17 protein-coding genes and 2 pseudogenes are annotated in these 20,666 nt (G+C 71.6%); 10 read left to right on the plus strand and 9 right to left on the minus strand.

Features of this window, described 5'->3' with window-relative positions; all coding sequences use genetic code 11:
- Nucleotides 1-889 (minus strand): annotated as a pseudogene (locus CR470_RS22485) (hypothetical protein); the annotation flags it as partial.
- A 207-nt stretch (nucleotides 890-1,096) separates the two neighbouring features.
- Here CR470_RS22485 and radA point away from each other — a divergent pair.
- Together radA and disA are read left to right on the plus strand one after the other, a co-directional pair.
- Entirely contained in the window at nucleotides 1,097-2,509 is a 1,413-nt protein-coding gene (gene radA / locus CR470_RS22490) for a DNA repair protein RadA (RefSeq protein WP_097869360.1), read from the plus strand.
- Between the two features lie 79 nt (nucleotides 2,510-2,588).
- The gene (disA, locus tag CR470_RS22495; RefSeq protein ID WP_007456913.1) at nucleotides 2,589-3,713 is read left to right on the plus strand and encodes a DNA integrity scanning diadenylate cyclase DisA; all 1,125 of its coding nucleotides are present in this window, start codon (nucleotides 2,589-2,591) and stop codon (nucleotides 3,711-3,713) included.
- A 310-nt stretch (nucleotides 3,714-4,023) separates the two neighbouring features.
- Here the strand turns inward: disA and CR470_RS22500 are convergent, their stop codons facing one another.
- On the minus strand, nucleotides 4,024-4,755 hold the full coding sequence (locus tag CR470_RS22500) for a hypothetical protein (RefSeq protein ID WP_097869361.1): 732 nt from the start codon (nucleotides 4,753-4,755) through the stop codon (nucleotides 4,024-4,026).
- A gap of 312 nt (nucleotides 4,756-5,067) precedes the next feature.
- Between CR470_RS22500 and CR470_RS22505 the strand changes: the two genes are divergently transcribed.
- The 5 genes from CR470_RS22505 (at nucleotide 5,068) to cseC (ending at nucleotide 9,882) form a co-directional block, all read left to right on the plus strand.
- Nucleotides 5,068-5,973, plus strand: a complete 906-nt coding sequence (locus tag CR470_RS22505) for an A/G-specific adenine glycosylase (RefSeq protein ID WP_032793704.1) — start codon at nucleotides 5,068-5,070, stop codon at nucleotides 5,971-5,973.
- Nucleotides 5,974-6,203: 230 nt separating this feature from the next.
- The gene (locus tag CR470_RS22510) at nucleotides 6,204-6,875 is read left to right on the plus strand and encodes a SigE family RNA polymerase sigma factor (protein ID WP_097869362.1); all 672 of its coding nucleotides are present in this window, start codon (nucleotides 6,204-6,206) and stop codon (nucleotides 6,873-6,875) included.
- Between the two features lie 176 nt (nucleotides 6,876-7,051).
- Nucleotides 7,052-7,729, plus strand: a complete 678-nt coding sequence (locus tag CR470_RS22515) for a hypothetical protein (RefSeq protein ID WP_097869363.1) — start codon at nucleotides 7,052-7,054, stop codon at nucleotides 7,727-7,729.
- Nucleotides 7,730-7,793: 64 nt separating this feature from the next.
- Nucleotides 7,794-8,507: a two-component system response regulator CseB gene (gene cseB / locus CR470_RS22520; protein WP_097869364.1), complete on the plus strand. Its 714-nt coding sequence runs from the start codon at nucleotides 7,794-7,796 to the stop codon at nucleotides 8,505-8,507.
- A gap of 37 nt (nucleotides 8,508-8,544) precedes the next feature.
- The gene (gene cseC, locus CR470_RS22525) at nucleotides 8,545-9,882 is read left to right on the plus strand and encodes a two-component system sensor histidine kinase CseC (RefSeq protein ID WP_097869365.1); all 1,338 of its coding nucleotides are present in this window, start codon (nucleotides 8,545-8,547) and stop codon (nucleotides 9,880-9,882) included.
- 220 nt (nucleotides 9,883-10,102) lie between these two features.
- On the opposite strand, the gene CR470_RS22530 is transcribed toward cseC, so the two are convergent.
- A complete protein-coding gene (locus CR470_RS22530) occupies nucleotides 10,103-10,819 on the minus strand; it encodes a M23 family metallopeptidase (RefSeq protein WP_097869366.1) in 717 nt (238 codons plus the stop codon).
- A gap of 456 nt (nucleotides 10,820-11,275) precedes the next feature.
- Between CR470_RS22530 and CR470_RS22535 the strand changes: the two genes are divergently transcribed.
- Together CR470_RS22535 and CR470_RS22540 are read left to right on the plus strand one after the other, a co-directional pair.
- Complete coding sequence (locus tag CR470_RS22535) at nucleotides 11,276-11,632, plus strand: trypco2 family protein (RefSeq protein ID WP_097869367.1); 357 nt, start codon at nucleotides 11,276-11,278, stop codon at nucleotides 11,630-11,632.
- The gene (locus CR470_RS22540) at nucleotides 11,629-14,883 is read left to right on the plus strand and encodes a serine protease (protein WP_097869368.1); all 3,255 of its coding nucleotides are present in this window, start codon (nucleotides 11,629-11,631) and stop codon (nucleotides 14,881-14,883) included. Before CR470_RS22535 ends, CR470_RS22540 begins: the two co-directional genes overlap by 4 nt.
- A 106-nt stretch (nucleotides 14,884-14,989) precedes the next feature.
- Here the strand turns inward: CR470_RS22540 and CR470_RS22545 are convergent, their stop codons facing one another.
- Nucleotides 14,990-17,518 (minus strand): ATP-dependent Clp protease ATP-binding subunit, encoded by a 2,529-nt coding sequence (locus CR470_RS22545; RefSeq protein WP_097869369.1) that lies wholly within the window; start codon nucleotides 17,516-17,518, stop codon nucleotides 14,990-14,992.
- 450 nt (nucleotides 17,519-17,968) lie between these two features.
- On the opposite strand from CR470_RS22545, the gene CR470_RS22555 reads away from it, so the two are divergent.
- On the plus strand, nucleotides 17,969-18,571 hold the full coding sequence (locus tag CR470_RS22555; RefSeq protein ID WP_097869370.1) for an SCO3374 family protein: 603 nt from the start codon (nucleotides 17,969-17,971) through the stop codon (nucleotides 18,569-18,571).
- On the opposite strand, the gene CR470_RS22560 is transcribed toward CR470_RS22555, so the two are convergent.
- From CR470_RS22560 to CR470_RS22580, 5 genes and pseudogenes are all read right to left on the minus strand, one after another.
- Nucleotides 18,550-18,885, minus strand: a complete 336-nt coding sequence (locus CR470_RS22560; protein WP_097869371.1) for a histone-like nucleoid-structuring protein Lsr2 — start codon at nucleotides 18,883-18,885, stop codon at nucleotides 18,550-18,552. The genes CR470_RS22555 and CR470_RS22560 overlap by 22 nt on opposite strands.
- 143 nt (nucleotides 18,886-19,028) lie before the next feature.
- On the minus strand, nucleotides 19,029-19,598 hold the full coding sequence (locus CR470_RS22565; RefSeq protein WP_257138876.1) for an amino-acid N-acetyltransferase: 570 nt from the start codon (nucleotides 19,596-19,598) through the stop codon (nucleotides 19,029-19,031).
- A gap of 9 nt (nucleotides 19,599-19,607) precedes the next feature.
- The gene (locus tag CR470_RS22570) at nucleotides 19,608-20,027 is read right to left on the minus strand and encodes a BlaI/MecI/CopY family transcriptional regulator (RefSeq protein WP_373561436.1); all 420 of its coding nucleotides are present in this window, start codon (nucleotides 20,025-20,027) and stop codon (nucleotides 19,608-19,610) included.
- Nucleotides 20,028-20,194: 167 nt separating this feature from the next.
- Nucleotides 20,195-20,374 (minus strand): hypothetical protein, encoded by a 180-nt coding sequence (locus tag CR470_RS22575; RefSeq protein ID WP_097869373.1) that lies wholly within the window; start codon nucleotides 20,372-20,374, stop codon nucleotides 20,195-20,197.
- An 83-nt stretch (nucleotides 20,375-20,457) separates the two neighbouring features.
- Nucleotides 20,458-20,666: pseudogene (locus CR470_RS22580) on the minus strand (hypothetical protein); the annotation flags it as partial.

Genomic DNA, 20,666 nt, shown 5'->3' on the forward strand with positions numbered 1-20,666 from the left:
ACAGAGCCAGGACCGCTCCGGGCCAGGGCCCCGCGGCATCGGCCCGCTCGGCGGCACGGCGGCAGCGGGGGCAGTCGTCGACGTGCCGGACGAGCTCGCGGCGCAGGGCGGCCGAGAGCAGCACCCGGTGGTCGCCGGTGAGCCGGACGACGGTGGGGCAGTCGCCGGTCTCGACGACGGCGAGGGCCGCGCGGGTGCGCTCCACCTCGCAGGCCGCGCCGGCCAGCAGCTCCCGGGCGGTGGCCGGTTCCAGGCCGAGCACGGCGGCGACGGCACGCGGGGCGAGCCGGTGGCGTACGGCCAGTTCGAGGGCTTCGCGCTGCTCCGGGGTGGTGCCCGCGGCCTCGGGCCAGGCGAGCGTGGCGAGCTCCCGGCGGCGGGCTTCGGCGGCCGGCGACTCAAAGGGGGCGGGCGTGACGGCGTCCTCGGGGGTGGCGGGCAAGGTGTGCTCCGGCGTGCGCCGGGCGGTGTGCGCCCCCTGGTGCCGGGGCGACGCGGAGGCCTCGGAGCGCTTCCGCGTGGCGGAGGCCTTGGCCGTGCGGGGCGGCTTGACCGTCTCGGAGGGGCGGCGGTGGGCCCGGTGGCCGCGTCCCCGCTCGGTGAGACTGCGCAGGCAGGTCCAGCGGGCCAGCGCGTACAGCCAGGATGTACGTTCCTCCTCGCCCGTGGGCCCCCGGGCGTCCTGCCGTTCCGCGACCGCCAGGACGGCGCCGAGCGCCTCGACGGCCGCGTCGTGGTCGCAGAGCGCGGAGAGGCAGTAGGTGAAGAGTCCGTCGAGATACGGCTCGTAACGTGCGGGCGGCCGCTGTGCCGGGGCGTGGGGTGTTCGGCGGTGCGCCCGGTGTGCGCCGGTGGTGTGCGTCGGGGTCTCCAGTCTGCTGCTCGTCACCCGGCGACCGTAGGCAGAGGAGCACATGCCTCAAGTGCCCCTGGAGCACATTTAATCCTTACGGGTGAACGTATCCCTCGAAAGAGGACAGGGATCATGGATTCCGCACGAAGTGCTCCGGAGTGCTTCCGTGCGCCCTGCGCGCGGCAGGGCCCCGCACGCCGCCGCCCGGGAGGCGTTGTCGTACCCCACCTATACGGTGGCGCCATGGCTGCCCGTACGAAATCCGCGAAGGACCGGCCGTCCTACCGCTGTACCGAATGCGGCTGGACCACCGCCAAGTGGCTCGGCCGTTGTCCCGAGTGCCAGGCGTGGGGGACGGTCGAGGAGTTCGGCGGCGCCCCCGCCGTGCGCACCACCGCGGCCGGCCGGGTCTCCACGGCGGCCGTGCCGATCGGCCAGGTCGACAGCCGGCAGGCCACCGCCCGCTCGACCGGCGTCGGTGAGCTGGACCGGGTGCTCGGCGGCGGGCTCGTGCCGGGCGCGGTCGTGCTGCTGGCGGGCGAGCCGGGGGTCGGCAAGTCGACACTGCTGCTGGACGTGGCGGCCAAGGCGGCGAGCGACGACCACCGCACGCTCTATGTGACCGCCGAGGAGTCCGCGAGCCAGGTCCGGATGCGGGCCGACCGGATCCGGGCGATCAACGACCACCTCTATCTCGCGGCGGAGACCGATCTGTCCGCGGTGCTCGGCCATCTGGACGCGGTGAAGCCCTCGCTGCTCGTCCTGGACTCGGTGCAGACGGTCGCCTCGCCCGAGATCGACGGCGCGCCGGGCGGGATGGCCCAGGTCCGGGAGGTCGCCGGAGCGCTGATCCGGGCCTCCAAGGAGCGCGGGATGGCCACGCTGCTCGTCGGCCACGTCACGAAGGACGGCGCGATCGCCGGGCCCCGGCTGCTGGAGCACCTGGTGGACGTCGTGCTGTCCTTCGAGGGCGACCGCCATGCCCGGCTGCGTCTGGTGCGCGGCGTCAAGAACCGTTACGGGGCGACCGACGAGGTCGGCTGCTTCGAGCTGCACGACGAGGGCATCACCGGACTCGCCGACCCCTCGGGCCTCTTCCTGACCCGCCGCGACGTGGCGGTACCGGGCACCTGTCTGACGGTGACGCTGGAGGGCAAGCGGCCCCTGGTCGCCGAGGTGCAGGCGCTCACCGTCGACTCGCAGATCCCCTCGCCCCGGCGCACGACCTCCGGTCTGGAGACCTCCCGGGTCTCGATGATGCTCGCCGTGCTGGAGCAGCGCGGCCGGATCACCGCGCTGGGCAAGCGGGACATCTACAGCGCGACGGTGGGTGGCGTGAAGCTCACCGAGCCCGCCGCGGACCTGGCGATCGCGCTCGCGCTGGCCAGCGCGGCCAGCGACACCCCGCTCCCGAAGAACCTGGTCGCGATCGGTGAGGTGGGGCTCGCGGGCGAGGTCAGGAGGGTCACCGGGGTGCAGCGCAGACTGGCCGAGGCGCACCGTCTGGGCTTCACCCACGCGCTCGTTCCGACCGACCCGGGAAGAGTCCCGGCCGGTATGAAGGTCACCGAAGTCGCCGACATGGGCGATGCTCTGCGGGTCCTCCCGCGCCGGTCTCGTCAGGAGGCACCACAGGAGGAGAGCGCGCGCCGGTAGACTTTGCCCTGGTCTCGCCCGCCCGTGGACACGGCATGGGGGACGCAAGGGCACCGCAACCTGTGACCGGAGGAGTGCAGTGGCAGCCAACGACCGGGCGACGACGCCCGGAAAGTCCGGCCAAGGCACCGGTAACGAGGCGCTGATGCGCGCCTCGTTGAGCGCGGTGGCGCCCGGAATGGCCCTGCGGGACGGCCTGGAGCGCATTCTCCGCGGCAATACCGGTGGGCTGATCGTGCTGGGCATGGACAAGACCGTCGAGTCGATGTGCACCGGCGGATTCGTGCTGGACGTGGAGTTCACGGCGACGCGCCTGCGCGAGCTGTGCAAGCTCGACGGGGCGCTGATCCTCGACAAGGACATGACCAAGATCCTGCGGGCCGGTGTGCAGCTGGTCCCCGACGCCTCGATCCACACGGAGGAGACGGGCACCCGGCACCGTACGGCGGACCGGGTCTCCAAGGCGTGCGGCTTCCCCGTCGTCTCCGTCTCCCAGTCGATGCGTCTGATCGCGCTGTACGTGGACGGGGAACGCCGGGTCCTGGAGGAGTCCTCCGCCATCCTGTCCCGGGCCAATCAGGCGCTCGCCACGCTGGAGCGGTACAAACTGCGCCTCGACGAGGTGGCGGGCACGCTGTCCGCGCTGGAGATCGAGGACCTGGTCACCGTCCGGGACGTGACGGCGGTGGCGCAGCGGCTGGAGATGGTGCGGCGGATCGCCACGGAGATCGCGGAGTACGTGGTCGAGCTCGGCACCGACGGACGTCTGCTCTCCCTCCAGCTGGACGAGCTGATCGCCGGGGTGGAGCCGGAGCGGGAGCTGGTCGTCCGGGACTATGTGCCCGAGCCGACGGCGAAGCGGTCGCGCACGGTGGCCGAGGCGCTGACCGAACTGGACGCGCTGAGCCACACGGAGCTGCTGGAGCTGGCGGTGGTGGCGCGGGCGCTGGGCTACAGCGGCTCGCCCGAGACGCTGGACTCGGCGGTGTCCCCGCGGGGCTTCCGGCTGCTGGCGAAGGTGCCGCGGCTGCCGGGGGCGATCATCGAGCGGCTGGTGGAGCACTTCGGCGGTCTGCAGAAGCTGCTGGCGGCGAGCGTGGACGACCTCCAGACGGTGGACGGCGTCGGCGAGGCGCGGGCGCGCAGCGTGCGGGAGGGGCTTTCGCGGCTGGCGGAGTCGTCGATCCTGGAGCGGTACGTCTGAGGCCGGCCGCGGGTGAGGGCGTCCGGGTGGGCGCCCTCTTTCGCGTGCCGCCCGGCGCGCTTCAGGACCGGACCCCGACCACGATCAGCCCGTCCGGCGGTTGAGGACGGAACCCCGGGCCTGGACGGGCGGTGCTCATACGGGCTTGCCCGGCCCCGCAGGCCCGTCGCCCGCCCGCGCCGAGGGGCCCGTCCTCAAACGCCGGACAGGCTGGGTTTGCCGGGCCCGCCCGGCCCCGTAGGCGCGTCGCTCGTCCGCCTGGACGGTCCGTCCTCAAGCGCCGGACGGGCTGGAGATGGCTGGGGCTCGGTCAGTCCTTCGCGAGGACGAACGAGGCTCGCTGGACCGGTTCGCCGGGGATCTTCGCCTCCAGGAGGTACGTTCCCGGGCCGGCCTTGCCCGCCGGAGGGGTCGCGCAGCCGGGGGCGGACAGCGTGCGGTTCCAGTCGACCGTGTGGATCACCGTCGCGCCCGCCGGGACCTTCAGGAACAGCGGACCGGCCGCGGCGGGGCAGTCCTTCGAGGACCAGACCGGGTCGTCGTCCTCGCCACCCGCCTCGGTGACCGTGAGCACCGCGCTCTTCGGCCCGAGGTCGGCCTTGCACGTGGCCGACGAGGTGTTCTTCGCGATCAGTTCGAACTTCGGCTTGTCGTCGGGGCCGTAACTGACCTTCGTCCGCAGGCTCAACCGCACCGCGGCGGGCTTGCACTCCGGGAGCGGGGAGCCGGCCGGGACCTGCAGGCCCGCCGTGCCTCCGCCGCCCGCGCCCGAACCGGCCGTGTCCGCACCGCCTGTTGACGCCCCGTCGGACGAACCGCCGTCACTCGCGCCACCGTCGGAGCCGCCCGAACCGGCCGAGCCCCCGGAGCCGCCGTCCTCACCCGAGCCCGACTCGTCACGGCCGCCCGGCTGTTGGCTGATCGCGGGGCCCGAGCCCGACGGCCCGGGAGTGATCGACTCGACCGGGTCGGAGCCGCCGGACTTGCCGTCGTCCCGGCTTCCTCCACCGCCCGCGGACGTCACACCCCAGGCGACCAGCACGGCGAGCAGCGCAACCAGAAGTCCCGCTACCGCCCTTCGTCGCCAGTAGATGCTGGAGGGAAGCGGACCGACCGGATTGCGCATAGATCCCACGGCCCGAACTCTACGAGAGATCCGGGCCGACTCAGGCCCCACCCGCCGCTCCGGCCGCAAGTTTTGCCGATCATCATCACGGGGATCCGGTCACCATCACAGGTATCCGGCCACAAGGGACAGAACGGGTGGCGTTGTCACCCCCTGGGCCGCCGCGTGGGCCGACACCCTCGCGCCCGTGACCGCCGCTCCCTCTTCCGTGCCAGGATCGTCGGTGCGATGACTGCCATGACTTCGACACAGACGCCCCCCGCCGCCTCCCTCCACACCCCCGTCATCGGGTGGTTCGAGCAGCATGCCCGCGATCTGCCCTGGCGCCGCCCCGAAGCGGGCGCCTGGGGTGTGATGGTCAGCGAGTTCATGCTGCAGCAGACCCCGGTGAGCCGGGTCCTCCCGGTGTACGAACAGTGGCTCGCCCGCTGGCCCCGCCCCGCCGACCTCGCCGCCGAGGCGCCCGGGGAGGCGGTCCGCGCCTGGGGCCGGCTCGGCTACCCGCGCCGTGCGCTGCGCCTGCACGGGGCCGCGCAGGCGATAACGGAACGGCACGGCGGCGATGTGCCGAGCGAGCACGCCCAGCTGCTGGCGCTGCCCGGGATCGGCGAGTACACGGCGGCGGCCGTGGCCTCGTTCGCGTACGGACAGCGGCACGCGGTGCTCGACACGAACGTCCGCCGGGTGTTCGCCCGTGCCGCGTCCGGGGTCCAGTACCCGCCGAACGCGACCACGGCCGCCGAGCGCAAGCTCGCGCGGGCGCTGCTGCCCGAGGAGGACGAGCGGGCGGCGCGCTGGGCGGCGGCCACGATGGAGCTGGGCGCCCTCGTGTGCACCGCGCGCAACGAGGACTGCGACCGGTGCCCGATCGCCTCGCGGTGTGCCTGGCGGCTGGCCGGGAAGCCCGCGCACCAGGGGCCACCGCGCAAGGGCCAGACGTACGCCGGCACCGACCGTCAGGTACGCGGGCGGCTGCTGGCGGTGTTGCGGGACTCGGTGAGCCCCGTGGCCCAGGCCGCGCTGGACGCGGTGTGGGAGGAGCCGGTGCAGCGGGCCCGTGCGCTGGACGGGCTGGTGGCCGACGGGCTGGTCGAGCCGCTGGCCGACGGCCGGTACCGGCTGCCGCTCACCTGACGCCCCGTCCCGCCCCGAATCCGCAGTCCCTGGCGCCGGTCCCCGGTCCCGGGGAAACGTCTTCTCCCGCACTGTTACACAACCGATGGACAGCCGTGCACCGGCCTACGGCTGCTCCGCACATCGCCGTGACAACGCCTCCGTAGCGTCTCCGACAGCAGGACGGCCGGACCGCGGAACACCCGCGGCCCGGCAGCGACACGGGGATTTCGGCGACGGAGGCGGTTGTCATGGCGCAGGGCGAGGTGCTCGCGTTCGAGGACTACGTACGCACACGGCAGGAGGCGCTGCTGCGCAGCGCGCGCCGTCTGGTTCCCGACCCGGTGGATGCCCAGGACCTGCTGCAGACCGCCCTGGTGCGCACCTACGGCCGCTGGGACGGCATCGCCGACAAGTCCCTGGCCGACGCCTATCTGCGCCGCGTCATGATCAACACCCGTACGGAGTGGTGGCGGGCGCGCAAGCTCGAAGAGGTCCCGACCGAGCAGCTGCCCGACGCGCGTGTCGAGGACGGCAGCGAGCAGCGCGCCGACCGCGCCCTGCTGATGGACATCCTGGGCATTCTGGCTCCCAAGCAGCGCAGCGTCGTGGTGCTGCGACACTGGGAGCAGATGAGCACGGAGGAGACGGCCGCGGCGCTCGGCATGTCGGCCGGTACGGTCAAGAGCACGCTGCACCGGGCCCTGGCACGACTGCGCCAGGAGCTGGAGAGCCGTGAGCTGGTCAGCCGCGAGGCGGTCGCCCGGGAGACCGGGGGCCACCGGGGCGCGGCGCCGGTCACCTCCGCCCGTGTCCCCGCACAGCGGTCGCCCGTGACGACGGTGCCGGGGGCGAGGGCACACACACCGGCGCAGCGGAACGGGCGTCACGACGAGCGGGGGATGGAGCGGTGCGCGGCCTGAGCGGCAGCAGCGGCGGCGGGGGCGGCTTCGGGGACGCATCCCCGGGCAGCCCTTCCGGGAGCGGCACTGCCTCAAGTGATTCCTCCTTGAGTGGTTCCTCCCTGAGTGGTTCCGGGGGCCCGGACGACGGGGACGACCCGGGCAGATCGGGCCGGGGCCGGGGGCTCCGGAGCGGTATGGCGGCGAGTGGCACGGCCTTGGCCGGACTCGTCGCCTTCGGCCTGTTCGGCGTCGGCTGCTCCACCGGCGGCACCGGCACCCGGGACGAGGGCCCCGCCGGCAGTCAGCCGGTCGCCCAGATCACCCCCCAGGCCAGCCCTTCCGGCACGACCCCGCCCGTCCGGCGGGTCGACGCCGTGCGGCTCCTCAAGGGCGACCCCAAGGTGGGGGAGCAGGTCAGGGACGGGCTCAAGCCCTGCGCGGGCAAGGCCTACCCGGTCGACACCTCCTACGGGTCGATGACGGGCGGCCGGGCCGCCGACGTGGTGGTCAACGTGATGAGCTGCGCCGACTCGGTGGGCGTCGGAACGTATGTGTACCGGGCGGACGACGACGGCTCGTACGAGAACGTCTTCGTGGCCGAGGTCCCCGCCGTCTACGGAACGATCGACCGGGGCGACCTGGTGGTGACGACCCAGGTCTACGGGTCGAAGGATCCGCTGGCGTACCCGTCGGGCTCGGAGGTGGTCACCTACCGTTGGGCGAGCGACCGGTTCACCGAGCACGACCGGGTGCACAACGACTTCAGCCGTGCCGTCGAGGGCACGGACGGCGATCTGCCGGTGCAGTCCGAGCCGGTGGATCCGGTGGAACCGGTTCCGTCGGAGACGCCGGTGGAGCAGGGCAGGAATTGAAACCGGGCAGGAACGAAGTCGTGCCGGTGGAACCGGGCGGGAACCGAAAGCGAGAAGCAGCCCCATGGCCGAGACCCACGTCCTCTTCGTCGAGGACGACGACGTCATCCGCGAGGCCACCCAGCTGGCCCTGGAACGGGTCGGCTTCATGGTCACCGCGATGCCCGACGGGCTCTCCGGTCTGGAGGCGTTCCGCGCCGACCGGCCGGACATCGCCCTGCTCGACGTGATGGTGCCGGGCCTGGACGGGGTGAGCCTGTGCCGCCGTATCCGGGACGAGTCGACCGTCCCGGTGATCATGCTCTCCGCGCGGGCCGACTCGATCGATGTGGTGCTGGGCCTGGAGGCCGGGGCGGACGACTACGTCACTAAACCCTTCGACGGCGCGGTCCTGGTCGCCCGCATCCGGGCGGTGCTGCGCCGCTTCGGCCACGCGGCCGGGCCGGACGGGCCGGGCCAGGGCGGGGCGGACGGGGACGCCGAGGCGTTCGGCGGGGTGCTGGTCTTCGGTGATCTTGAGGTCGACACGGACGGTATGGAGGTACGGCGCGCCGGTGAGCAGGTGGCGCTGACGCCCACCGAGATGCGGCTGCTGCTGGAGTTCTCGTCCGCGCCGGGGACCGTCCTGTCCCGCGACAAGCTCCTGGAGCGTGTCTGGGACTACGGCTGGGGCGGCGACACCCGGGTCGTGGACGTCCACGTCCAGCGGCTGCGCACCAAGATCGGGCAGGACCGGATCGACACGGTCCGCGGCTTCGGCTACAAGCTGCGCGGATGAGGCGGCCCGCGAGGACGAAGCGGCCGGTGGGGCGCGCATGAAGCGACTGGCCCTGCGGACCGGAGTCCGCTGGAAGATCAGCATCGCCATCGCGGCGGTCGGCGCGCTCGTCGCGGTGGCGCTGAGCCTCGTGGTGCACAACGCGGCCCGCGTCTCGATGATCGAGAACGCCCGCGAGGTGCAGCTGGAGCGGCTGCTGGGCGCCCAGCGCTTCTACGAGGCGACGAACATGCAGAAGGGCGGGCCGAAGTTCGGGGCGAAGCTCAACGACCCGACGATCCCGCCGAGCCTGCGCGACGAGGTCCGCAAGAACCGGCGGGCCACCCATGTGATGCAGCGCCCCGACGGGGTCCCCGAGGTCTGGGCGGCGGTCCCGCTGGCGGGCGGGGACGTGCTCTCGCTGCACTCCCGGTTCGCGGACCGCTCCGCCACGATCATGGACGACCTGGACCGGGCCCTGCTCATCGGCTCGGTCTCGGTGGTCTTCGGCGGCTGCGCGCTCGGGGTCCTCATCGGCGGCCAGCTCTCGCGCCGGCTGCGCAAGGCGGCGGCCGCGGCGGGCCGGGTCGCCGAGGGACAGACGGATGTGCGGGTCAGGGAGGCCGTCGGCGGGGTCGTCCGCGACGAGACCGACGAACTGGCCCGGGCGGTCGACGCGCTGACCGACGCGCTGAACGAGCGGATCGAGGCGGAGCGCCGGGTCACCGCGGACATCGCCCATGAGCTGCGTACGCCGGTGACCGGGCTGCTCACGGCGGCCGAGCTGCTGCCGCCGGGCCGCCCCACCGAGCTGGTACGGGACCGGGCGCAGGCGATGCGGACGCTGGTCGAGGACGTGCTGGAGGTGGCCCGCCTGGACAGCGCCTCGGAGCGGGCGGAGCTCCAGGAGCTGCCGCTCGGCGAGTTCGTCAGCCGTCGGATCGGACTGCTGAACCCCGAGGTGACCGTGCGGGTGGTGCACGAGTCGTGGGTCTCCACCGATCCGCGCCGGCTGGAGCGCATCCTCGGCAATCTGCTGGGGAACGCCGCCAAGCACGGCTCGACCCCGGTGGAGGTCACGGTCGAGGGCCGGGTCGTGCGGGTCCGCGACCACGGTCCGGGATTCCCGGAGGAGCTGCTGCGGGACGGGCCGAGCCGGTTCCGTACCGGAAGCATGGACCGGGCCGGGCACGGGCACGGTCTCGGCCTGACGATCGCGGCGGGCCAGGCGAGGGTGCTGGGGGCCCGGCTGACCTTCCGCAACGCGGCGCCCTCGGGCGCGGCGGAGGGCACGGGCGGGGCGATCGCGGTGCTGTGGTTGCCGGAGCACGCGCCGACGGTCACCGGGAGCTTCCCGGTGCTGCGGATGGTGGACCAGCGGCAGACATCCGACTGAGCCGCGGGCATGTCGGGCGGGGAAACGCCGACGGCGACCCCGAGGAGTGAGCCGTGAGGCTGTCCTCGACGTCGCCGTCGGTCGGGTGACCCGGGCGCACGCCCCGGGTACCGGGGTGTAGCGGGTCCACTGAACGCTCTTCGGTTGTGCTGCGCGGCCGCCGGGTTCCGGCCGATGCCGGGCTCCGGCGGGGCCGCGCGGTCAGGGGGTGTCCGGTGGATCAGATGGAGACGTGCACCGAGCGGAGGAACGCGGCCGGGTTCAGCGCCGAGCCGTAGTTCGGGGTGGTGCGGATCTCGAAGTGCAGGTGCGGGCCGCTGGAGTTTCCGGTGTTGCCGGACAGGGCGATCTTCTGGCCCGTCTTCACGGTCTGGCCGATCTTCACGTTGACCTTCGACAGGTGCGCGTACTGCGAGTACTTGCCGTTGGAGTGCTTGACCACGACGGCGTTGCCGTACGCGGGGCCGTCGCCGGCGCCGTTCGGGCCGGCCTTCACGACGGTGCCCTTGTGGACAGCCACGACGTCGGTGCCGACCGGCACGGCGAAGTCCTGGCCGGAGTGCTTGGCGGCCCAGCGGGCGCCGCCGGTGCCGTAGCTGGCACTCAGCGTGTACTTCTTGACCGGGGACTTCCAGGAGGCGGCGTTCTTCTTCGCGGCCTTCTTCTTGTCCTCGGCCTTCTTCTTCGCGTCGGAGGCCTTCTTCGCGGACGCCTTCTTGGCCGCCTCGGCGGCCTTGCCCTGCGCGGTCGCCTGCTGGGCGACCGAGTCGGCGGCCGCGGCGGCGGCGAGCGGAGCGGCAGCGGCTTCACCGCCGCTGGACGCGAACGCCGATCCGGCACCCAGCACCACGGACGCCCCCAGGCCGGCGGCCAGGACGGCGCCACGGACGCGGAAGGCGGACGGGCGGATGGAGTGCTGGTTCGTTGCGCGCTTCATACGAGGAAGTCCTCCGAAGGTGAGTGGACCCGGCGTGCTGTCCGGGCTTGCTCCACCTTGGTAACCCGCACCCCCGCCGGTGCTCAAACACCCCATCTACGAAGAAAAGCCGTAGAGGGGGTCGGGGGAATTCATCGCGCTTGTCCCCCGGTGGGGAGTCGGCCCGGGCTGCGAAATCCTTCGGACGGAAGACGTTTAACGCCTGCTCCATGGGCGCTTTTCCGGACATGGCACCGCGAATAGGCCGTATCGCCCAGAGCCTCGGAAGGGCCCGCCGCCGCCGGGCCGAAGGTCCCGCGGCCGATCACAGCCCCCTCCCCTAGCCCGGGTAGTAGGCCTGTTTCGGGCTGTGCGCCTTGTCACCGCCGGTGGGACCCAGGTCCTTCCGATTCGGGACCTTCGGCCCGCCGCTTCACTACGCTGACGGGAAAGCGGCACCGCACCCCGGGGGACCCCATGACGGCCGAGAACACCCACGCACTGGACGGCATCGAGCTCGCCGATGCCGTCGCGTCCATCCGCAACCAGCTCATCGAAGCGGCGACCCGGGCCACGGACCACCCGGTCTCCTTCGCGGTCGGCGACATCCAGATGGAGTTCACCCTCGAACTGCGCCGGGAGGCCAGGGCGGGCGGCAAAGTGAAGGCCTGGGTGGTCGAGGCGGGCGCGGACGCGGCCCGCACCACGGGCCGCACGCACAAGGTGGCCTTCACCCTGACCCCGCGCAACGCCGCGACGGGCGAGGCGTGGGAGATCGGGACGGAGGACGACGGGTCGACTGCGGGGTTCGGTGACGGGGCGGCGCGGCCGTGAGCACGGTGGCGCCGGCCGACCGCACGGTGGTCGTCTCCGGGATCCAGCAGGGCAGCGGCGTGCTGCTCACCGACCGGCTGGTCCTGACCTGCGCCCATGTGGTCAAGTCCGGGGCCGTCCTGATCGCCCACCCCGCCCTCCCGGACCGTGTACGGGCCACCGTCGCCTGGATCGACTACCGCCTGGACGTGGCGCTCCTCCAGGCCATCGAGCCGGTGCGGCCCGTCCCTCCCGTACGGCTCGGCGTGGTCGACACCCGCCAGGCGATACCCGGGTGCGAGATCACCGGCTTCCCGCGCGTCCAGCGCTACGGCCGCGACCAGCGTCTGGAGGCGGACCAGTACACGGCGACGGTGCTGCCCATGGCGGGCCGCGTCCGCGACCTGCTGGTCTGCGATCTGGACGGCCCGCCCGCCACGCGCCCGGACGACGAGCCGGCCGCGCTGTCCGGGCTCTCCGGCGGCCCGGTCTTCATGGGGGACGTGCTCCTGGGCGTCGCCCGGCAGGTCCCGCGGCAGCGCGACGGCCGCCGGGTCGAGTGCGTCCCGCTCGCCCCGGTGCTGGCGGCGAAGCCCTTCCGCCTCGTCTACCAGCGGACCGGGGTCGACCCGCGCCAGGAACGCGTCCACGGCAGCTTCCCGAGAGATCTGCGGTACGAGGCGGAGTACGCCCGGGCGCTCGGCGTCGCCTACCGCCGTACGAAGATCTTCGGCCTGGACGAGCTGAGCCGGCACGAATCCGAGTGGGACCTGGACACCGCCTACCTCAGCCTGGAGGCCCTGGCGCAGGCCCCTTCGGCCGGCGCCACCAGCCCCGCCCGGTCGCTCCCCCAGCGCGTCGAAGCCCTCCTCTCCGACCGTCCCCGGGTCCTGCTGCGCGGCGAGGCGGGCGCGGGCAAGACGACGCTGCTGTGGTGGCTGGCCGCCCACGCCTCGGCCCGGACCCTGGCCGACGCGCTGGCCCCGCTGAACGGACTGATCCCGTTCGTGGTGCCGCTGCGCACGCTGCGCGCTCGTGGCGGTACGTTCCCGAGCCCGGCGGAGCTGTCGGGTGCGGCGGGTCTGGTGATCGATGCGGCCCCGGAGGGCTGGGCGGGGCGGGTCCTGGACTCCGGGCGGGCGTTACTGCTGGTGGACGGCTTGGACGAGGTACCACCGGAGGACCGCGAACAGGCGCACGTCTGGCTCGCGCAGCTCCTGGCCCGCTACCCGGACACCCGGTGCGTCGCGACCGTACGACCGCTCGCCGTCGAGCCGGACTGGTTGCGGTCCGAGGGGTTCGAGGAGCTGCGGCTGCTGCCGATGCGGAACGAGGACATCCAGACCTTCGTGTCCTCCTGGCACCGGGCCGCCCGGCTGTCCGAGCAGGACGACCACGAACGGCTCGACGAACTCGAACGCGATCTCTCCCGCCAGTTCGCGCAGAACCCCACGCTGCGCGACCTGGCCCGCACGCCGCTGCTCTGCGCGGTGATCTGCGCCCTGCACCGCCGCCGCGACGGCTTCCTCCCGGAGACCCGCTGGCAGCTGTACCGCTCGGCGCTGGAGATGCTCCTCGGCAACCGCGACCGGCGCCGCCGGATCGGGGCCCCCGAGGGCATCGACCTGGAGCTGGAGGAGCACACCCAGCTCCTCCAGCGCGTCGCCGTGTGGCTGGTCCGCGAGGGCCAGTCGGAGTGCACCCGCGAGCAGGCGCTGCGCCAACTCGCGCGCGGGCTGGCGGGGATGGAGCGGGTGAGCGCGCAGGGACCGCCGGAGAGGATCCTCGCCCATCTGCTCAACCGCAGCGGCCTCCTGCGGGAACACGGCGACGACGTCTATCAGTTCATCCACCGCACGTTCCAGGACTATCTGGCCGCGAAGGAGCTCATCGAGGACGATCACCTCGGCGAGCTGCTGCGGCACGCGGACGAGGAACCCTGGCAGGACGTGATCCTGTTGGCGGCCGGCCACTGCGGCCGACGCGAACTCGCCGTTCTGGTGGGCGGGTTACTGGACGTGGGCGAGGCGCACGCGGAGGGGTCCGCCCAGCGCACCACCCTGCATGTCCTCGCCGCTCTGTGCGCGCAGCACGCGGCCTGGCTGGACGGCCCGGTACGGGAACGGGTCCGGCGCACCGTGCAAGCGCTGTTCCCGCCCGCCGACGACGACCAGGTGCACGCGCTCGCCCGGCTCGGCGAGGCGGCGCTGGGCTTCCTGCCCCCGCCGGGGAGCCTGCCGGCCGACGGCCCGCTCGCCCGGCACGTGGTGCAGCTGCTCGGCAGGATCGGCGGCAGCGCGGCCATCCCGCACGCCCGGGAATGGTCGGCCGCGCATCCGTCGGCGGTCAGCCGCCTGGCGACGAACTGGTCCGCCTTCCCGCCGGAGGAGTTCGCCGCCGGTGTGCTGGCCCACTACGACCTGGCCGAGCACTTCGTGCTGGCGCAGCGGGCGCAGTTGGGCGCCCTGCGCCGTCTGCCGTCCCTGAGACACCTCGTCGTCTCCGGCGAACTGCCGCAGGAGGAGCTCCGTGCGGCGCTCGCGGAACTCCGGCTGGAAGTTCTCTACCTCCACATGAATCCGCATGTCACCGACCTCTCCGCGCTCGGCGCGCAGGCGGGCACGCTCCAGCAGCTGGGGCTGGACACCTGCCCCATGGTGCAGAGCCTCGCGCCTCTGGCCGCGCTGCCTTCGCTCGTCGCACTGAGCGTGGACATGATGAGCTGGCCGGCCGATTTCCTGGCCCCGGTCACCGGTCTTCCAGCGCTGAGCTATCTGGAGATCAGCCGCCTCGCGTCGGGCCGGGTGAGCGGGCTCCCCGTCCATCCCGGGGTGACGCACCTGAAAGTGAGCAGCGACCGCCCGGTGGCCCTGGAGGGCCTCGCCGCCTGGGAGTCCCTTCGGGACCTCCAGGTCTCCCGGGCCGTCTCGCTCGACGACGCGGTGGCCGCGGTGCGGCAGCACGGCCGGATCGAGCGGCTCAGGCTCGGCCTCACCTCCTGGAAGGGGCTGGTCGCCGACGACCGTCCGGTCCCGTCGCTCAGGGAGCTGACCATCACGGCCCCGCAGAACAGCGAGCACCTGACACTGCCCGGTCTCCTCTTCCCCGGGCTCACCCACCTCACCCTGACCGCACGCCGCTCGGCCCCCGAGCTCGACCTGACGCCCCTGCTCGCGTCGCCCGACCTCCGGGTGACGGTCCGCAGGGGCCACACCCCGCTGATCCTCGGGTGGGAGCAGCTGGGCGACCGGCTCAGGGTCCTCACCTACTGACCCGGGTCTCGCCGCGGGCGAGAAAAGGGGCTGCCCCGGGCCGGTGGTGAAACCGGTTCCGGGGCAGCCCCTTCACACACGCTCGGGCTCACGCCCTACACGCGCGTCACGCGTCCTTCGTGAGGTTCGGGCCGGCGCCGCCTGCCGCCTGCTCGATCGGCGGGACGTCCGGCAGAGCCGACTTCTCCTCGCCGCGGAAGGTGAACGTCTTGTCGTCACCCTCGCCCTCGGTGCCCACGACCACGATGTGACCGGGACGCAGCTCACCGAAGAGGATCTTCTCGGAGAGGATGTCCTCGATCTGCCGCTGGATCGTCCGGCGCAGCGGCCGGGCGCCCATCACGGGGTCGTAGCCCTTCTTCGCGAGCAGCATCTTGGCCTCGCCGCTGAGCTCGATGCCCATGTCGCGGTCCCTGAGACGCTCGTCGACCTTGGCGAGCATGAGGTCGACGATCTGGATGATGTCTTCCTCGGTCAGCTGGTGGAAGACGACCGTGTCGTCGACACGGTTGAGGAATTCCGGCCGGAAGTGCTGCTTCAGCTCTTCGTTGACCTTGGTCTTCATCCGCTCGTAGTTCGTCTTGACGTCGCCCTGGGCGGCGAAGCCCAGGTTGAAGCCCTTCGAGATGTCCCGGGTCCCGAGGTTGGTCGTCATGATGATGACCGTGTTCTTGAAGTCCACGACCCGGCCCTGGGAGTCGGTCAGGCGACCGTCCTCCAGAATCTGGAGCAGGGAATTGAAGATGTCGGGGTGGGCCTTCTCGACCTCGTCGAAGAGGACGACGGAGAACGGCTTGCGGCGGACCTTCTCGGTGAGCTGGCCGCCCTCCTCGTAGCCCACGTAGCCGGGGGGCGAGCCGAAGAGACGCGAAACCGTGTGCTTCTCGCTGAACTCCGACATGTCGAGGGAGATCAGCGCGTCCTCGTCGCCGAAGAGGAATTCGGCGAGCGTCTTGGAGAGCTCGGTCTTACCGACACCGGACGGGCCGGCGAAGATGAACGAGCCACCGGGGCGCTTCGGGTCCTTCAGACCGGCTCGCGTACGGCGGATCGCCTGCGAAAGGGCCTTGATGGCGTCCTTCTGCCCGATGACGCGCTTGTGGAGCTCGTCCTCCATGCGCAGCAGACGGGAGGACTCCTCCTCCGTCAGCTTGAAGACCGGGATTCCGGTGGCCGTGGCCAGGACCTCGGCGATGAGCTCGCCGTCGACCTCGGCGACGACGTCCATGTCGCCGGCCTTCCATTCCTTCTCCCGCTTGGCCTTCGCCGCCAGCAGCTGCTTCTCCTTGTCGCGGAGGGAAGCCGCCTTCTCGAAGTCCTGGGAGTCGATGGCCGACTCCTTGTCGCGGCGGACACCCGCGATCTTCTCGTCGAACTCGCGGAGGTCCGGCGGCGCGGTCATCCGGCGGATGCGCATGCGCGATCCGGCCTCGTCGATCAGGTCGATCGCCTTGTCCGGCAGGAAGCGGTCCGAGATGTACCGGTCGGCCAGGGTCGCGGCCTGGACCAGAGCCTCGTCCGTGATGGAGACCCGGTGGTGGGCCTCGTAACGGTCGCGCAGGCCCTTGAGGATCTCGATGGTGTGCGGCAGCGACGGCTCCGCGACCTGGATGGGCTGGAAGCGGCGCTCAAGAGCGGCGTCCTTCTCCAGGTGCTTGCGGTACTCGTCGAGCGTGGTGGCGCCGATGGTCTGGAGCTCACCGCGCGCCAGCATGGGCTTCAGGATCGAAGCCGCGTCGATGGCGCCTTCCGCGGCACCCGCACCGACCAGCGTGTGGAGCTCGTCGATGAACAGGATGATGTCGCCGCGGGTGCGGATCTCCTTGAGGACCTTCTTCAGGCGCTCCTCGAAGTCACCCCGGTACCGGGAGCCGGCGACCAGGGCGCCGAGGTCCAGGGTGTAGAGGTGCTTGTCCTTGAGGGTCTCGGGCACCTCGCCCTTGACGATCGCCTGGGCCAGGCCCTCGACGACCGCCGTCTTGCCGACGCCGGGCTCGCCGATGAGAACCGGGTTGTTCTTGGTCCGGCGGGACAGCACCTGCATGACCCGCTCGATCTCCTTCTCGCGCCCGATGACCGGGTCGAGCTTGGACTCACGAGCGGCCTGGGTGAGATTCCGGCCGAACTGGTCGAGCACCAGGGACGTGGAGGGCGTGCCCTCGGCGGGACCGCCTGCGGTGGCCGCCTCCTTGCCGCCCGAATACCCGGAAAGCAGCTGGATGACCTGCTGCCGGACCCGGTTCAGGTCGGCGCCCAGCTTCACGAGGACCTGGGCGGCGACGCCCTCGCCCTCGCGGATCAGGCCGAGCAGGATGTGCTCGGTGCCGATGTAGTTGTGGCCCAGCTGAAGAGCCTCGCGGAGCGACAGCTCCAGGACCTTCTTGGCTCGCGGCGTGAAGGGGATGTGCCCGGAAGGAGCCTGCTGCCCCTGCCCGATGATCTCCTCCACCTGCTGGCGGACCGCCTCGAGCGAAATCCCGAGGCTCTCCAGGGCCTTAGCGGCGACACCCTCACCCTCATGGATCAGGCCCAGGAGGATGTGCTCGGTGCCGATGTAGTTGTGGTTGAGCATCCGGGCTTCTTCCTGAGCCAGGACGACAACCCGCCGCGCGCGGTCGGTGAACCTCTCGAACATCGTTAATCGCTCCTCAGAGCGGTCGGTCAGTGAGGGGTCGGTCCCCTCCCAGTCCTTCCGCATGCTAGTCCCGCAGGACGGGACAGCTCATTCCAACTGCCGACATCCGTCCGGATCACCCCGCGCCGGGCGGGGATTCTTACTGCCGAACAGCTGACAACTGCTCCAACCCGATGGTGCGAGACGATGTTCCCGCAGGCCAGGCAGATACCCCTTTCGCCAGTACGCCGATGGCGAACGTGAGACGCCTCGGCCAGCGTGTCGCCCCTTCCCACTAGGAAAGTCTTACCCGCAATCACTGACAGTCCATGCGGCGCGCCCCGGTTCCCTCCGCTACGGGCGAACATCCTTGCGCTGCTGAATGCTCTCGCACGTCCCCACGGCCGGGACGGAACGTGATCGTTCGCGAACCCTGCGTAACTCCGGGGGTGGTTCGGCGGTTCATCGGGCATGACTCCCACCGTCCCTCAGCCCCGATCGTCACCCGACGCCGCCCCGGATTCCGCCGATGCCGCACTCGCCCGGCGGTACGCGAGGGAGCTGGGCTGGACCACCGCGGGACGGACTCCGCTGCGACTGCTCACCGGGGCGCTCTTCGATGTGCTGGAGCTGCCCGCCGAGGCCGGTCACGCCGTGCTGCGGCGCGGTGTGCGCACCGGTCCCGTGCTGCTGTCCGGTACGCGGATGGGGCTGCTGGTCGCCGCGGGCGGCGCCGATGAGCTGCCGGGGCTGCTCGACTGGCTGGAGTGGGGCCCGGTCGCGCTGGACCTGACCGCCGTGGGCGCGGGGGGCCGCGTCACGGCCCCGCCTCTCCCGGGCGCCCCGGGGGACTCGCCGGGGGCCGCTGTGTGGCTGCGGCCCCCAGAGCCGAGGCGTGTGCCCGGGCCGGGGCTGCCGGCCCTCGCGGGCTTCGGGAGCAGCGGTGGGGGTGCCCCCGATCTCGTACGCCTGGTGGACGCCGCGGCCACCGAATGCCATCGGGTCCGGTTGTCACGCGCCCGTTCCGGGGCGCCGGCAAGGGGTGGAGCGGATCAGCCGTTGGCCTTCTCGTAAGCCTCGCGGATCTCGGCGGGAACGCGGCCGCGGTCATTCACATTGTGGCCGTTCTCCCGCGCCCACCGACGGATTTCCGCGGTGTCCTTGTTACCGCCGGTCACGGCGCGGCCCTTGCCACGGCCCGTGGCGGCACGGCCACCGGTGCGACGTCCACCCTTGGTGTAGGGCTCGAGAAGGCCGCGAAGCTTGTCCGCGTTGGCCGTGGTGAGGTCGATCTCGTACGTCTTGCCGTCAAGAGCGAACGTGACGGTCTCATCGGCCTCGACGCCGTCGAGGTCATCGACAAGAAGGACCTGAACCTTCTGTGCCACGGGATTTCCTTTCATCGAAAATAGAGTACGCGGAAAGGAAACCGCTTTTCCCTCGAAAACACAAACCCCCTGGAGAGGTTCAGCAGCCCGAGAAGCCGGGAAACGTGCGCGATTCGGACATAGGGTTGCAGGTCCTTCTGCAGTCACAGGTGCAGAAGCATCCGGCTGTTGCCCAGGGTGTTGGGCTTCACTCGTTCGAGACCGAGGAACTCCGCGACGCCCTCGTCGTAGGAACGCAGCAGCTCACTGTAGACATCGGTGTCGACGGGCGTCTCTCCGATCTCGACGAAGCCGTGCTTCGCGAAGAAGTCCACTTCGAAGGTGAGACAGAAAACCCTGCGGACACCGAGCCATCGCGCGGTCCGCAAGAGCTTGTCCAGTACGTGATGCCCGACTCCCGCGCCCTTGAGGCGGGGGTCGACGGCCAGGGTCCGCACTTCCGCCAGGTCTTCCCACATGACATGAAGTGCGCCGCAGCCGATGACCGTCGCGTCCTCGTCGCGTTCCGCGACCCAGAACTCCTGGATGTCCTCGTAAAGGGTGACGGTCGCTTTGTCGAGCAGGATGCCCCCGGACACGTACCCGTCGAGGAGTCGTCGCACGGAGGCGACATCACTCGTCCTGGCCCGCCGGACGGTGATGGCGGGCTTATTTACCGACGGGTCGGTATGGAGTTCGGTATCCGGATCGCTTTGCGGCTGCTCTGGGGACATGCCCCGACGCTATCGCCCGCTCTCCGGCGTCGCGTCATCGGCCGGGGCGTCATCTCCGGCGGCGCCGGCGGTCGGTTCCGCGGGGTTGCCGGGGGTTTCGGCAGGGTTGGGGGAAACCATGCGAACAGCGTCCTGCAGCGCTTCGCGCTGTTCGGCGGACATCATGCCGAAGAACGCGACAAGCGCGGCGGCGGGGTTGTCACTGCGTGACCAGGCTTCGTTCATCAGTGCGGCCGAGTAGGCGGCCCTGGTGGAGACGGCCGTATATCGATAGGCCCGGCCGTCGACTTCCCTGCGCACCCAGCCCTTCTGATGGAGATTGTCCATTACCGTCATCACGGTCGTGTAGGCGATGGACCGTTCCTGCTGAAGGTCCTCAAGGACTTCCCGCACCGTGACCGGTCGGTTCCATTGCCAGACGCGTGTCATCACGGCGTCTTCGAGGTCTCCCAATTGGCGGGGCACGGGATCATTTTAGTGCCAGATGTCCCGAATGTTCTGGTATTTACACAGCAAAAGAGCGCACGTCTCTGATGAGTCGTGCGCTCCGGGGGCGCGCGTCGGGAAGATGCCGGGTGGGCGGACCGCTGCCGCGATCAGACATTCTCCGGACGAGCGGTCTGCTTTACGGATTCCGCGCGGGCGAACGCCGCGTCCACCGCGCCGTCCTCCTTGGTCTTGTTCGGACCGCCCTGGCTCTTGACGATGATCACGATCAGGGCGATGAAGAAGACGGCCATCACCACGGGGGGCACGAGCGCGGATACGTAGTCCATGCCGTCCAGAGTAACGAGCCCGGAACGGCCCGACGCGGCGACCTCCCGGTGGAAGGCCGCCGCGTCGGGCCGACGCGCGGGGATCAGCCGGCGGCCCGCTCCTCGGACGGGGGCGGCGGCGCGGGCCTGCGACGCGGCGGGAAGACCTCGGAGGGCTTGGGCATCGGGCGGTCGCCGGGCTTCCGCGGACGGTCCGGGACGGCCGGGACCCCGGGCCGGTCCGGTTCGCGGCCGGCGGCGCGGCCGCCGGGCAGGGCGAGCAGCCGACTGCGGGGCCCGGGAGCCGTGAGCC

Source organism: Streptomyces sp. rh34 (genome assembly GCF_002551245.1).
Lineage (GTDB): Bacteria > Actinomycetota > Actinomycetes > Streptomycetales > Streptomycetaceae > Streptomyces.

Excerpts from the sequence above, each read along its gene's own strand:
- radA (WP_097869360.1), top strand. The coding sequence starts at position 1,097 with ATGGCTGCCCGTACGAAATCCGCGAAGGACCGGCCGTCCTACCGCTGT.
- CR470_RS22505 (WP_032793704.1), top strand. The coding sequence starts at position 5,068 with ATGACTGCCATGACTTCGACACAGACGCCCCCCGCCGCCTCCCTCCAC.
- CR470_RS22510 (WP_097869362.1), top strand. The coding sequence starts at position 6,204 with ATGGCGCAGGGCGAGGTGCTCGCGTTCGAGGACTACGTACGCACACGG.
- CR470_RS22515 (WP_097869363.1), top strand. The coding sequence starts at position 7,052 with ATGGCGGCGAGTGGCACGGCCTTGGCCGGACTCGTCGCCTTCGGCCTG.
- cseB (WP_097869364.1), top strand. The coding sequence starts at position 7,794 with ATGGCCGAGACCCACGTCCTCTTCGTCGAGGACGACGACGTCATCCGC.
- cseC (WP_097869365.1), top strand. The coding sequence starts at position 8,545 with ATGAAGCGACTGGCCCTGCGGACCGGAGTCCGCTGGAAGATCAGCATC.
- CR470_RS22530 (WP_097869366.1), bottom strand. The coding sequence starts at position 10,819 with ATGAAGCGCGCAACGAACCAGCACTCCATCCGCCCGTCCGCCTTCCGC.
- CR470_RS22535 (WP_097869367.1), top strand. The coding sequence starts at position 11,276 with ATGACGGCCGAGAACACCCACGCACTGGACGGCATCGAGCTCGCCGAT.
- CR470_RS22545 (WP_097869369.1), bottom strand. The coding sequence starts at position 17,518 with ATGTTCGAGAGGTTCACCGACCGCGCGCGGCGGGTTGTCGTCCTGGCT.
- CR470_RS22555 (WP_097869370.1), top strand. The coding sequence starts at position 17,969 with ATGACTCCCACCGTCCCTCAGCCCCGATCGTCACCCGACGCCGCCCCG.
- CR470_RS22565 (WP_257138876.1), bottom strand. The coding sequence starts at position 19,598 with ATGTCCCCAGAGCAGCCGCAAAGCGATCCGGATACCGAACTCCATACC.
- CR470_RS22570 (WP_373561436.1), bottom strand. The coding sequence starts at position 20,027 with ATGACACGCGTCTGGCAATGGAACCGACCGGTCACGGTGCGGGAAGTC.
- CR470_RS22575 (WP_097869373.1), bottom strand. The coding sequence starts at position 20,374 with ATGGACTACGTATCCGCGCTCGTGCCCCCCGTGGTGATGGCCGTCTTC.